General features: G+C 62.1%; 10 protein-coding genes and 1 pseudogene. 5 read left to right on the top strand and 6 right to left on the bottom strand.

The window, feature by feature from the left end; all coding sequences use genetic code 11:
- Positions 1-119: 119 nt before the first annotated feature.
- Entirely contained in the window at positions 120-2,831 is a 2,712-nt protein-coding gene (secA, locus tag A3764_RS22125) for a preprotein translocase subunit SecA (protein ID WP_067923504.1), read from the bottom strand.
- 173 nt (positions 2,832-3,004) lie between these two features.
- Here secA and A3764_RS22120 point away from each other — a divergent pair, with 173 nt between their 5' ends.
- The 5 genes from A3764_RS22120 to A3764_RS22100 all read left to right on the top strand — a co-directional run bounded on the left by A3764_RS22120 (position 3,005) and on the right by A3764_RS22100 (position 7,304).
- Positions 3,005-3,859, top strand: a complete 855-nt coding sequence (locus A3764_RS22120; RefSeq protein WP_067923503.1) for a peptidylprolyl isomerase — start codon at positions 3,005-3,007, stop codon at positions 3,857-3,859.
- Positions 3,860-3,862: 3 nt separating this feature from the next.
- Positions 3,863-5,089, top strand: coding sequence for a bifunctional glutamate N-acetyltransferase/amino-acid acetyltransferase ArgJ (gene argJ, locus A3764_RS22115; RefSeq protein WP_067923501.1), 1,227 nt, complete (start codon positions 3,863-3,865; stop codon positions 5,087-5,089).
- Positions 5,086-5,484: an 8-oxo-dGTP diphosphatase MutT gene (gene mutT, locus A3764_RS22110; RefSeq protein ID WP_067923498.1), complete on the top strand. Its 399-nt coding sequence runs from the start codon at positions 5,086-5,088 to the stop codon at positions 5,482-5,484. The genes argJ and mutT overlap by 4 nt, the downstream gene beginning before the upstream one ends.
- 99 nt (positions 5,485-5,583) lie before the next feature.
- Positions 5,584-6,501 (top strand): diacylglycerol/lipid kinase family protein, encoded by a 918-nt coding sequence (locus A3764_RS22105; protein ID WP_067923495.1) that lies wholly within the window; start codon positions 5,584-5,586, stop codon positions 6,499-6,501.
- A complete protein-coding gene (locus tag A3764_RS22100) occupies positions 6,498-7,304 on the top strand; it encodes a metallophosphoesterase family protein (protein ID WP_067923492.1) in 807 nt (268 codons plus the stop codon). Before A3764_RS22105 ends, A3764_RS22100 begins: the two co-directional genes overlap by 4 nt.
- Here A3764_RS22100 and infB read toward each other — a convergent pair whose 3' ends face one another.
- The 5 genes and pseudogenes from infB to A3764_RS25535 all read right to left on the bottom strand — a co-directional run.
- A complete protein-coding gene (infB, locus tag A3764_RS22095; protein ID WP_067923489.1) occupies positions 7,305-9,779 on the bottom strand; it encodes a translation initiation factor IF-2 in 2,475 nt (824 codons plus the stop codon).
- Between the two features lie 9 nt (positions 9,780-9,788).
- Positions 9,789-10,409: an RNA-binding protein gene (locus tag A3764_RS22090; protein WP_067923487.1), complete on the bottom strand. Its 621-nt coding sequence runs from the start codon at positions 10,407-10,409 to the stop codon at positions 9,789-9,791.
- Between the two features lie 22 nt (positions 10,410-10,431).
- Positions 10,432-12,051, bottom strand: coding sequence for a transcription termination factor NusA (gene nusA, locus A3764_RS22085; protein WP_067923484.1), 1,620 nt, complete (start codon positions 12,049-12,051; stop codon positions 10,432-10,434).
- Positions 12,051-12,629, bottom strand: a complete 579-nt coding sequence (gene rimP, locus A3764_RS22080; RefSeq protein WP_067923481.1) for a ribosome maturation factor RimP — start codon at positions 12,627-12,629, stop codon at positions 12,051-12,053. The genes nusA and rimP overlap by 1 nt, the downstream gene beginning before the upstream one ends.
- Positions 12,630-12,766: 137 nt before the next feature.
- Positions 12,767-13,083 (bottom strand): annotated as a pseudogene (locus A3764_RS25535) (ABC transporter substrate-binding protein); the annotation flags it as partial.

The raw sequence follows: 13,083 nt of genomic DNA, 5'->3' as shown, positions 1-13,083 counted from the left end.
GAATTCCCTATCAACAAAAGTGTTAACGATAGGTTATCGCCGACGATGATGGCCGCCGTATGAGGAGTCTTTGACGAAAGAAAGGCGCCCGGCGTCGGGCGACAGAAAGGCGCCCTGTGTCAGGCGACCTTGCCGTGGCAATGCTTGAATTTCTTCCCCGATCCGCATGGGCATTCATCGTTCCGCCCGGGGTTTCCCCAAGTCGTGGGATCGTTCTCGTCAAAGCCTTCGCGGGCGGAACCATCGGTCGCCCCCGCAGAATCTTCGGGCTGGCCCGCCGCCTTCGCGGCGGCCTGAACCGCGGCTTGCCGGGCGGCCATCTCTTCCATCATCTCGCGCTGTTCGTCGGCGGACATGGGGCGCACACGGCACAGCTTCTGCGTTACTTCTTCGCGAAGACTGTCCAGCATGGTCTCGAAGAGCTGGAAGGATTCGTTCTTGTATTCGTTCAGCGGATCCCGCTGGGCGTAGCCGCGGAAGCCCACGACAGACCGCAGATGCTCCAGCGTCAGCAGGTGTTCGCGCCACTTGCTGTCGATGGCCTGAAGCAGAATTTGCTTTTCGATGTTGCGCATGTTTTCCGCGCCGAAGGCTTCCGCCTTTTCGGACATCATCCGCGATGTTGCCTCTGTCAGGCGCTCGCGGATGACCTCGTCATCGACACCGTCCTCGTCGCACCATTCGGCCACGGGCAGGTTGATGTTCAGTTTCTCGACCACGGCCTGCTGGAACCCTTCGCCGTCCCACTGGTCGGCATAGGTCCGGGGCGGCATGTAGGTGTCGATCAGGTCGTCGATGACCTGCTCCCGCATATCGGTGACGATCTCGTTCAGATCGGCGGCTTCCATGATGTCACGACGCTGGCCGAAGATGACCTTGCGCTGTTCGTTCATCACGTCGTCGAACTTCAGCAGTTGCTTGCGGATGTCGAAGTTACGGCCTTCGACCTTGGCCTGCGCCCGCTCCAGCGACTTGTTGACCCAAGGGTGAACGATCGCCTCACCCTCTTTCAGGCCAAGGGTCGTCAGCACCTTTTCCAGCCGTTCAGAGCCGAAGATGCGCATCAGGTCGTCTTCGAGCGACAGGAAGAAGGACGACCGCCCCGGGTCCCCCTGACGACCCGACCGACCGCGCAGCTGGTTATCGATCCGACGGCTTTCATGCCGTTCGGAGGCCAGCACATAGAGGCCGCCCGCCTCGATCACCTTCTGTTTTTCGTCCGCATGTTCCGCCTCGATCCGGTTACGCACCTCGACGGGGTCCGCCTCAGGATCGGCGGCAAGCGCTTCCAGCACCTTCATCTCGACGTTGCCGCCAAGCTGGATGTCGGTGCCCCGACCGGCCATGTTGGTGGCGATGGTGACCGCCCCCAGCTTGCCGGCATCGGCCACGATCTGGGCTTCCTGTTCGTGCTGGCGCGCGTTCAGGACATTGTGCGGAATCCCCGCCTCCTTCAGCAGATTGCTCAGCATCTCGGATTTCTCGATAGAGGTCGTTCCCACCAGCGCGGGTTGACCCTTTTCATTGGCCTCCTTCACCTTTTCGATCATCGCCTCGTATTTCTCGCGCGCGGTGCGGTAGACCTGATCGTCTTCGTCCTCGCGCGCCACGGGCACGTTGGTCGGCACTTCGACAACGCCGAGCCCGTAGATTTCCATGAACTCGTCCGCTTCGGTCAGGGCCGTCCCGGTCATCCCGGCGAGCTTGTCGTAAAGGCGGAAGTAGTTCTGGAACGTCACACTGGCGAGGGTCACGTTCTCGGGCTGGATCTTGACGCCTTCCTTGGCCTCGATCGCCTGATGCAATCCGTCGGACAGGCGGCGGCCCTGCATCATGCGGCCGGTGAATTCATCGATCAGCATGACTTCGCCGTCGCGGACGATGTAGTCCTTGTCCCGCTGGAACAGCTTGTGGGCCCGCAGACCCTGATTGACGTGATGAACGATCGTGGTGCTTTCGGGATCGTACAGGCTCTGGCCTTCCTCGATCAGCTCGTGGGCCCGCAGCTTCTCTTCCAGAAACTCGTTACCCTCGTCGGTAAAGGTCACGTTGCGGGTCTTTTCGTCCAGCTCGTAGTGCTCGGGCTGGAGCGACGGAATCAGCTTGTCGATGATGCTGTACATCTCTGACCGGTCCTGCGAGGGGCCGGAAATGATCAGCGGTGTCCGCGCTTCGTCAATCAGGATGCTGTCGACCTCGTCCACGATGGCGAAATTGTGATGCTTCTGGAAAATCTGGCTCAGCTCGGGCTTCATGTTGTCCCGCAGGTAATCGAAGCCAAGCTCATTGTTCGTCGCATAGGTGATATCGGAGGCATAGGCCGCGCGCTTGTCGTCTTCGGACATGCCGGACCATGCGACGCCGGTGGTCAGCCCCAGCGCACCGAAAACCTTGCCCATCCATTCGGCATCGCGCTTTGCGAGGTATTCGTTCACCGTAACAATATGCACGCCCTTGCCGGTAAGCGCGTTGAGATAGGCGGCGAATGTCGCGGTCAGCGTCTTGCCTTCGCCGGTCTTCTGCTCGGCGATATTGCCCTGATGCAGGAAAATCCCGCCCATGAGCTGTGTGTCGAACGCCCGCAGGCCCAGCGTACGCCGGGCGGCTTCGCGGCAGTTGGCGAAGGCTTCGGGCAGCAGATCATCAAGGCTTTCGCCCTCTTCGGCGCGGCGGGCGAATTCCTGCGTCTTTTCCTTGATCTGATCGTCGCTGAGCTTCTCGAACTCAGGTTCCAGCGCGTTGATCCGTTCGACCAGCGGGCGCGTCGCCTTGATTTTGCGATCATTCGGCGTCCCGAAGACCTTTTTGGCGATTGTTCCGATACCCAGCATGTACTCTCCAGACGAACTTCTGATGTCTTGCGGTGATCCGCTTGCCCAGCGGCGTTTCGGTCCCTAAGTAGAAGGGGAACCGCCCCCCGGGCCGCGCCCATAGGGCGATGTAAGGGGCGCGATAAACACTGTCAACGTTGCAGCCCGTAACGATCGAACCGATAGGACTCTTCATGCACAAACCTTTCAAACTTCTGGCGACAGCTGCTGTCGCTACCGTACTCGCACTGCCGCTCGCCGCGCAGGATGACGCAGGCCCAAAGGCCGATACCGTCGTCGCCACCGTTAACGGAACGGACATCACCGTGGGCCACATGATCGTGGCCCGTGCCGCGCTGCCTCCGCAGTATCAGGAACTGCCGGACGACGTGCTGTTTACCGGCATCCTCGACCAGCTCATTCAGCAGGCCGCGCTGGCCGATACGTTTGAGGGCGACCTGCCCGCCCGCGTCACACTGTCGCTGGAGAACGAGAAGCGTTCGCTCACCGCAGGCGAAGTGATCGAAAAGATGATGGCCGATCCCCTGCCCGAGGCCGATGTTCAGGCCGCCTATGACGAACAGTTCGGAAGCGCCGAGCCTGAGCAGGAATTCAACGCCTCCCATATCCTCGTGGAAACCGAGGAAGAGGCGCGCGAGATCATGGAAACCGTCAAGGGCGGTGCCGATTTCGTCGAGACCGCAAAGGAAAAGTCGACCGGCCCATCCGGCCCCGGTGGCGGCTCGCTGGGCTGGTTCGGCAAGGGCGCGATGGTTCCTGCCTTCGAAGCAGCGGTGGTGGAGCTTGAACCCGGCGAGGTTTCCGAGCCGGTCCAAACCCAGTTCGGCTGGCATGTGATCAAGCTGAACGAAACCCGCACCGCCGAGGCCCCCGCGCTGGAGGACGTGCGCACCGATATCGAAAACCAGTTGCGCCAAGAGACCCTTCAGGCCGAGATCGAGCGTCTGGCAGAGGCTGCGGATGTCGACCGCAAGGATGTCGAAAGCATCGATCCCGCGGTCCTGAAGCAGACCGAATTGCTGGAGTAATCCATGGGAAAGAAGCTGGCCGTATCGCCGCTGGCCCCGGCCAGCTTTCCCGATCTTCCCGTCATCGAAGGGGTGACCTTTGCGACCGCCGCTGCAGGCGTGCGCTACAAGGACCGTACCGACGTGATGCTGGCCCTGCTCGCCCCCGGAAGTGTGGTGGCGGGGGCTTTCACCCGCTCCGCCACGCGGGCCGCCCCGGTACTGGATTGTCAGGCCAAGATCGGCGGCACCTCTGATGAAGGTGCCGCCATCCTCGTGAATTCGGGCAATGCCAATGCCTTCACGGGCCGCAGCGGTGTCACCTCGGTGGAGGCGATCACCGCCGCCGTCGCGGAAACCTGTGGCATCCCGCAGGCGCGGGTCTTTACCTCTTCGACCGGGGTGATCGGTGAACCGCTGCCCCACGACAGGGTCATCGCCGCTCTCGATAGCCTCAAGGCGGATCAGGACGCGGGCGGCATCGCCGAAGCCGCGAAGGCCATCATGACCACCGATACCTTCCCCAAGGGTGCCCGGGAAACCATCGAGGTCGACGGCAAGGAAGTGCGCATCGCCGGTATCGCCAAGGGTTCGGGCATGATCGCGCCCGATATGGCGACGATGCTGGTCTATATCTTCACGGATGCGAAAATCGGCCTGGCCGATCTGCAGCACATCGTTTCGGAACATACGGAACGGACCTTCAACTGCATCACGGTCGACAGCGACACCTCCACCTCGGACACGCTGCTGATGGCCGCCACGGGCGCCTCGGGCGTCGATGTGAGCGAAAGCGACGCCTTCGATCAGGCGGTTCACCGGATCATGCGGGATCTGGCGCATCAGGTGGTGCGCGACGGCGAGGGTGCGACCAAGTTCGTCGAGATCACCGTATCCGGCGCAGCCAGCGATTCCGATGCAAAGGTCCATGCCCTGTCCATCGCCAATTCGCCACTGATCAAGACAGCAATCGCCGGTCAGGATCCCAACTGGGGGCGGGTTGTCATGGCCATCGGCAAATCGGGCGCAGCCGCCGACCGGGATCGCATCGCGATCCGGTTCGGTGATGTCGAAGTCGCAAAGGAAGGCTGGCGCAGCCCCGACTATTCCGAAGAGGCGGCGGCCAGGCATATGAAGGGCGAAGAGATCAACATCGGCGTAGACCTCGGCCTAGGCGATGGGACGGCCACCGTCTGGACCTGCGATCTCACGCACGGCTATATCGACATCAACGCCGATTACCGCTCGTGAAAACTGTCACGGTCGCGGCCGTCGCGCTCATCGATCCTGACGGCCGCGTATTGCTGACCCAAAGGCCCGAAGGCAAGTCCATGGCGGGCCTTTGGGAATTCCCGGGTGGAAAGATCGAACCCGGCGAAACGCCCGAAGCGGCGCTGATCCGTGAATTGCAGGAAGAGCTGGGCATCGGTACCTGGGCGTCCTGTCTTGCCCCGTTGACCTTTGCGAGCCACAGCTACGAAAGCTTTCATCTGCTCATGCCGCTTTTTGCCTGCCGAAAATGGGAAGGCATTCCGCGCGGCCTTGAAGGGCAGGCGCTGAAATGGGTGCGGCCGCTGGACCTTAGATCCTACCCGATGCCCCCCGCCGACCTGCCGCTTATCCCCATCCTGCGCGACTGGCTCTGACGGTTTCACGGGCCGCACGGTCTTCCCTTTCCGCCCTATCGTTCCTGAACCATTCTGCGTCTGCAGCGTTGAGGATCGAAGCATGGGGCAGAACATTCGATGCAAGCGGACACCTATATCCTGATCATCAATCGCCGCTCCGGCAAGCAGGATGCGGAGAGCCGGGTGGATCGTATCCGTCGGTTGTTTGCCCAACACGGCGCCACGCTGGAGGTGTTGGAATTCGGCAAGGAAAACAGCCTCGCAGAAGTGACGCGCAAAGCCCTGCAGACCGAAGATGCCACCATCGTCGTCGCGGGCGGTGACGGGACGGTTTGCGGTGTATCCGAACTGGTCGTCGGGACGGGGCGCAAGATGGGGATCATCCCCTCCGGCACCTTCAACTATTTCGCCCGGTCGCTCGACATACCCGAAGACATCGACGCCGCCGTTCAGGTTATCCTGTCCGGGGAAACCGAACTGACCAAGGTCGCGCGGATCAACGACCGCGTATTCCTCAACAATGCCAGCCTGGGCGCCTATCCCGCAATCCTGCAAACCCGGGAAGGCATCTATCATCGTTGGGGGCGAAGCCGTGTCGCCGCCTATTGGTCGGTGATCAAGGCGCTCGCCACCCTGCGGGCCCCCATGCGGCTGACCGTGACGGTGGACGGCACGAAACATCGCTACCGCACACCGCTGATCTTCGCCGTCAACAACGCCTTCCAGCTTGAGCAGATGGCACTGGGCGGCGCCGATTGCATCGCTGCAGGCGAAATGGTGCTACTCGTCGCCCCGGACACCGATCGCTGGGGCATGTTGAAGCTGGCACTCGCCCTTGCCGTGGGAATGGCCCGTAAAAAGGTGGATTATGAACTCCACTGCGGCAAGGACATCAGGATCGAAATGGCGCGCAAGCGCCGGCACGTGGCGCGGGACGGAGAGCTGGACAAGATGCGCGGCCCCTTCCGCCTGACGTTATCGCAAGACAAGCTCGACGTGCTGGTGCCGTCTGGGCGAAAGGAGCAAACAAGATGAGCCGTATCGTTCACCTGTCCGACCTGCATTTCGGAAAGGACAGGCCCGATCTCCTCGAACCGCTGTTGGATGCGGTAAACCGTCTCTCTGCCGATATGGTCGCGATCTCGGGGGACCTGACCCAGCGCGCCCGGGCGACCGAATTTGCCTCTGCCCGGCGGTTCATCGATCGCGTGGAGGCACCCGTTCTCTGCGTGCCGGGGAACCATGACGTACCGATCCACCGCCCGCTGACCCGCTTCTTCCTGCCATGGCGCTATTTCAAGAAATTCATCGCACGGGATCTCACCCCGATCCACGAAGGCGAAGATTATACCGTGATCGGGGTTAACACCGTCGACCCGCTCAGCTGGCAAACAGGCAGGATGAGCGACAGGCGAATCCGCAAGGCCTGCCGGGCGCTGGAAGGTGTGGATGACCACAAGGCCCGCATACTTGTGGCCCACCACCCGCTCAATCATCCGCAGGAGACGAAGAAGCGACCGATCCCGGGGGCGGATCGCGCGCTGAACAAGCTGCTGGCCTGTGGGGCCGATCTGGTGCTGTCAGGCCATCTTCATACTTGGCACGTGGGGGAATTCGCCCGCGGCGAAGAAGGGGGTGCGGCGGTTCAGCTTCATGCCGGGACCAGCCTGTCCTCTCGCCTGCGGGGGGAGCCGAATGACTTCAACCTGATCGACATCAGTCCCGACTACTTCGAGATCTCGCGCATCGCCTATGCCGATGAAACCAGGACCTTTGAAACGACAGAGACCCGGCACTTCGACCGGGTCTCTCAGACAGTGCAGCCAGCGACGGACTGATTATTTAAGGGTGCGGGTCACTTCCTCACGCTCGAAAATTTCGATCACGTCGTCGGGGCGGATATCGTCGTAGTTCTCGAAGGCCATGCCGCATTCCTGACCGGACTGGACTTCGGGTACTTCGTCCTTGAAGCGCTTCAGGGTCTTCAGCGTGCCTTCGTGGATCACCACGTTGTCGCGCAGCAGACGGACACCCGCGCTGCGGCGTGCGACACCTTCGGTAACGAGGCAACCGGCAACCTTGCCCACGCCCGTGACCTTGAAGACTTCCTTGATGGTCGCGTAACCGATGAAGTTTTCCTTGATCTCCGCCGACAGCAGGCCCGAGGCCGCCGCTTTCACATCATCCACGAGATCGTAGATGACCGAATAATAGCGGATTTCCACGCCCTTCTGGTTCGCGGTATTGCGGGCAGATGCGTTCGCACGGACGTTGAAACCCATGATCGGCGCATTGGACGCTTCCGCAAGGCCGACATCGGTTTCGGTAATCGCGCCGACGCCTGAATGCAGCACGCGCACGCGCACCTCGTCGTTGCCGATCTTTTCCATCGCCTGAACGATCGCTTCGGCAGAGCCCTGCACATCGGCCTTGACCAGAATGGGCAATTCGCTGACGTTTTCGTCCGCCTTGGCGTTCGCCATCAGCTGTTCCAGCGTGGTGGCTGCACCGGCAGCGGCGCGCTTGTCCTTCGCGGCATTGGCCCGGTATTCGGCGATTTCACGCGCCTGCGCTTCGGTGTCGGTCACGTTCAGAACGTCACCGGCTTCGGGCGTACCGTTGAGGCCCAGAACCTCCACCGGAACCGACGGACCAGCTTCTTTCACGCGCTCACCCTGATCGTTGATCAGCGCACGGACCTTACCGTATTGCTCACCCACGACGAAGATATCGCCCTGCCGCAATGTGCCGTTCTGGATGAGAACGGTCGCGACCGGGCCGCGGCCCACGTCAAGCTGCGCTTCGATCACGGCGCCGACGGCGGCGCGGTTCGGGTTCGCCTTCAGTTCCAGAATCTCGGCCTGAAGCGCGATGGCTTCCAGCAGGTTGTCGAGCCCTTGACCGGTGGTGGCCGAAACCTCCACATCCTGTACGTCGCCAGAGAGCTTTTCCACGATGACTTCGTGTTGCAGCAGGTCGGTGCGCACCTTGTCAGGATTGGCCGCGGGCTTGTCGATCTTGTTGATCGCCACGATCATCGGCACTTTGGCCGCCTTGGCGTGGTTGATGGCCTCGATCGTCTGGGGCATCACGGCGTCATCCGCCGCAACCACCAGAACCACAATATCCGTCACCTGTGCCCCGCGTGACCGCATGGAGGTAAAGGCAGCGTGGCCCGGCGTATCGAGGAACGACAGCGTGGTGCCGCCATCGGTCGTTACCTGATAGGCACCGATATGCTGCGTGATGCCGCCGGCTTCGCCCGCGACAACCTTGGCATTCCGGATCGCGTCCAGCAGCGAGGTCTTGCCGTGGTCCACGTGGCCCATGATGGTAATGACGGGCGGGCGGTCGCGCAGCTCTTTGGGATCGTCCTCGACTTCCTTGATGACGTCTTCGACGTCGGCGTCGGAAACGCGCACGACCTTGTGGCCGAATTCCTCGATGATGAGTTCGGCTGTATCGGCGTCGATGGTTTCGTTCTGCGTCACCATCATGCCGTTGTTCATCAGCGCCTTGACCACTTCACCCACCCGTTCGGCCATGCGGTTCGCCAGTTCGGAAACCACGATCGCCGGGGGAAGCTGAACGTCACGCACGACCTTTTCGCGCTCGACACTGCCGCCCATCGCCTTCTGGCGCGCGCGCTCCTGCTTGCGCTTCATCTGCGCCATGGAACGCTGGCGGCCGCCTTCGCCGCCGGACAGCGCTTGGTTCAGCGTCAGCTTGCCGGAACGGCGGTTGTCGCCACCGCGGTTCTTCTTGTTGGTGTCTTCCCGATCCCGCTCCGTCTTGCGCGCCGGCGCACCGGAAGAGGATTTCGGGCTGGGTCCGCGCGATACGACGGGTTCCGCCGGCGGGGCGGATGCAGCCTGTGCGGCGGCTTCGGCTTCACGCTTGCGGCGCTCGTCTTCCTCGGCCTTGGCCTTGAGGCTTTCTTCGCGCTCGCGCTCTTCGGCTTCCTTGGCTTCCTGTTCGGCCCGGCGACGCTCACGCTCCTCGGCGCGGGCCTTTTCCTCGGCTTCGCGCTCGGCGGCTTCTTCCGCCTCCCGCGCCTTGGCGGCCTGCACGGCCTTCAGGCGGCGTTCCATTTCGGCATCGGTAATGCCTGCCGGACGCTTTGATGGATCACCCAGCGACTTGCCGCCCGCAGCGGGTTTGGCGGCGCCCGGCTTCGGCACCACGACACGCTTGCGCTTGGTTTCGACCACGACGTTCTTGGTCCGTCCGTGGCTAAAGCTTTGCTTTACGTTGCCCGGACGCGCGCCACCGCCGCGCAGACCCAATGTTTTCTTGCCGTCAGTATCGCTCATGAAGCTCGTCTATCCTTTCGGCTGGCCCTTGCCAGCCTCGTTTACGCGCACGCCTTTAAGTCTTTGGGCTTCCTCTACAACACGCTGCGTGAGTCCACCAGAGGCGAGCGCCCCATGTATCACAGTTTGACGACCGAATGCCAAACCCAATTCATCTGCGGTCAACCACCCGATGTAGTGACCGAAATGCGGTGTGCTCAACTTCGATTTTCCGCGCCCCGATCCGTCCACCGCCTGGATCAGCACTTCGGCTTCTTCGGTCTGCAGCCAGTTCTTTACCTTCTCGTAACCGGCGACCGCCTTGCCCGCCTTGCGCTGCAGCGAGATCAGATCGACCACGCGGCGCGCCAGTTGGGTCTCGATCTCGGCCACCAGATCCTCCGGCAGCCTGACCTGTTGTTTTGCGGAGCGGGAGAACAGGTTCTTCCGCACCGCCAGTTCCAGTGCCTTGCGGTCCGCCGCCACGTAGATGCCGCGCCCGGGCAGCTTGCCCATGATATCCGGCACCACCTGACCTTCGGGACCGACCACGAAGCGGATCAGCCCGTATTTCGGCTGCACCTCTCCCGTGGCAATGCACTTGCGTTCGGGACCGTCCGTCCGGTCATGCGAGGCGCCACCGCGTCCCATTCAGAGCCCCCGAGGCCTGCGATCAGGCCCCGGCCTCCTCGGTTTCGTCTTCGCCTTCTTCCTCGCCCTCTTCGGTTTCGAGGTCGGCGGGATCGACCCAACCCAGCATCACCCGCGCGGTCATGATCATATCCTGCGCTTCCTCAAGGCTGATGCCGAAGGTTTCCAGCGTGCCGTCGTCCTTCACGCGCTCACCGTCGACCGTCGTCCAGCCACCGGCCAGTTCCCAGTCGGCGCAGGTCGCGAAATCTTCGAGCGTTTTCACGTCGTCCTTGGCGAGCGCCTCTATCATCTGGGGCGTCAGCCCTTCGAATTCAATGAGGCTATCTTCGGCACCCAGCGCCCGGGCGGATTCCAGTGCGGCCTTGTTCTGCGCTTCCAGCACATCGCGGGCACGCGCCTGCAGTTCGTTCGCCGTGTCCTCGTCCACACCATCGATCACCAGCAGTTCGTCGACCTCGACATAGGCGACTTCTTCCAGATTGGTGAACCCTTCGGAAACCAGAAGCTGGGCAAAGAATTCGTCCAGATCGAGGTTGTCCATGAACAGCTTGGTGCGCAGTTCGAATTCCGCCTGACGACGCTGGCTTTCCTGTTCTTCGGTCATGATATCGATATCAAGACCGGTAAGCTGGCTTGCCAGCCGCACGTTCTGGCCCCGGCGACCGATGGCGAGCGAAAGCTGCTCTTCGGGCACCACCACTTCGATCTTCCCGGCTTCCTCGTCCAGAACCACCTTGGATACCTCGGCAGGCTGAAGCGCGTTCACGAGGAATGTCGGCTGGTCTTCGTTCCACGGGATGATGTCGATCTTTTCACCCTGAAGCTCGTTCACCACTGCCTGAACGCGGCTGCCGCGCATACCCACACAGGCGCCGACGGGATCAATGGAATTGTCATAGCTGATCACGGCGATCTTGGCGCGCGAACCGGGGTCGCGGGCCACTGCCTTGATCTCGATGATGCCGTCGTAGATTTCCGGCACTTCCATCTTGAACAGTTCCGCCATGAATTCGGGCGCGGTGCGGCTGAGGAAGATCTGCGGGCCGCGCTGCTCGCGGCGCACATCCTTGATATAGACGCGGATACGGTCGTTCGGGCGATAGCTTTCGCGGCCGATCTTTTCGTTCCGGCGCAGGATCGCTTCACCGGCACCCACGTCGACGATGATGTTGCCGTATTCCTCGCGCTTGACGAGCCCGTTGATGATGGTGCCCGCACGATCCTTGAACTCTTCGAACTGGCGGTCACGCTCGGCTTCGCGGACCTTCTGCAGAATCACCTGCTTTGCGGATTGCGCCGCGATGCGGCCCATTTCCACGGGGGGCACTTCCTCCACATAGGTGTCACCCACCTTGGGATCATCCATGTACTGCTTCGCCTGCTCGACGGTGAACTCGGACTGGTAGTTCTCCAGCTCCTCGTCCTCCACCACGGTGCGGACACGGGTAAAGGTCGCGCGGCCCGTCTTGCGGTCGATGGAAACGCGAATGTCCATCTCGGCGCCGTAGCGGGACTTCGCCGCCCGGGCGAGCGATTCTTCCATCGCCTCGACCACCAGACCGGGGTCGATCATCTTTTCACGGGCGACCGCCTCGGCGGTTTGCAGCAGTTCAAGCTGGTTGGCGGATGTAATGGCCATCAGTCGTCTCCCTCGGCAGACTGTTCAGTCTCAATGTCGTCAAACTTGGTTTCGTCAATCGCACCGGACGCTTTGCGCTGGCGCAGCATTTCCTTGATCAGCTCGTCAGTCAGCACCAGCTTGGCATCCGACAGCCAATCGAACTTCAGCCCGATGGTGCCTTCTTCCACGTTGATCAGCACCTCGTCGCCTTCCGTGCCCGCCAGCTCGCCCTTGAAGCGGCGGCGGCCATCGATCAGGTCCACCGTTTCCAGCTTGGCCTCGTAGCCTTCGAACGCTTCGAAATCCTTGAGCCGGGTCAGGGGCCGGTCGATACCGGGGCTGGAAACCTCCAGCGTGTATTCATCGAGGATCGGATCCTCCACATCGAGAACCGCGCTGATGGACTGGCTGATCAACGCCAACTCATCGACCTCGATGCCGCCCTCGGGCCGGTCGGCCATCACCTGAAGCGTGATCGACTTGCCGCTCATCAGCCGGACGCGCACGAGCTCAAAGCCCAGATCCTCGATCACCGGGGTGATGATCTCGGCCAGGCGTCGGTCCATGGCTGCTTTGGCAATCAGGTCGTTCGACATCAGGTTTCCACGTTACTGCGGGCACAAAAAAACGGGCGCGCGGCCCGTTATCAAGATCGGTGGAGCGATTGGTTTGGACCCGATCGCGCCGCTGTTGAAGGGGATATACGCCCGATCCGCCCCGTCTGCAACCCCCGTCAGGCGAACCACCACCGGCGGGGGGCGCGCAGGTCATCGAAGGGCAGCTCTGCGCCTTGCCGTGCGCCCAGCGCCAGTTCGCGGCTGACGATCTGGCGACAGCCCTCGTCGGTGGGCAGAACCGCATGTTCGCGACTGGGTTCGCATGCGTCCCCCTCGGCCAGATCGAGCGCATCCACGAGATGTTCGTCGAAGGCCTGCAGCCGCACCGCGGCACTTGGGATCGAAACCAGTTCGACGGTATCGAACCACGCCGAAGCCCCCTCCGTCCGGTGGCCGGGGACGCGCTCCGCCACCACCCGCCGCCCCGGGCTGA

Origin of the sequence: Sulfitobacter sp. HI0129 (assembly GCF_001635395.1) — a bacterium.
Taxonomy (GTDB): domain Bacteria; phylum Pseudomonadota; class Alphaproteobacteria; order Rhodobacterales; family Rhodobacteraceae; genus Sulfitobacter.
This window is presented reverse-complemented; position numbering and strand designations above follow the sequence as displayed.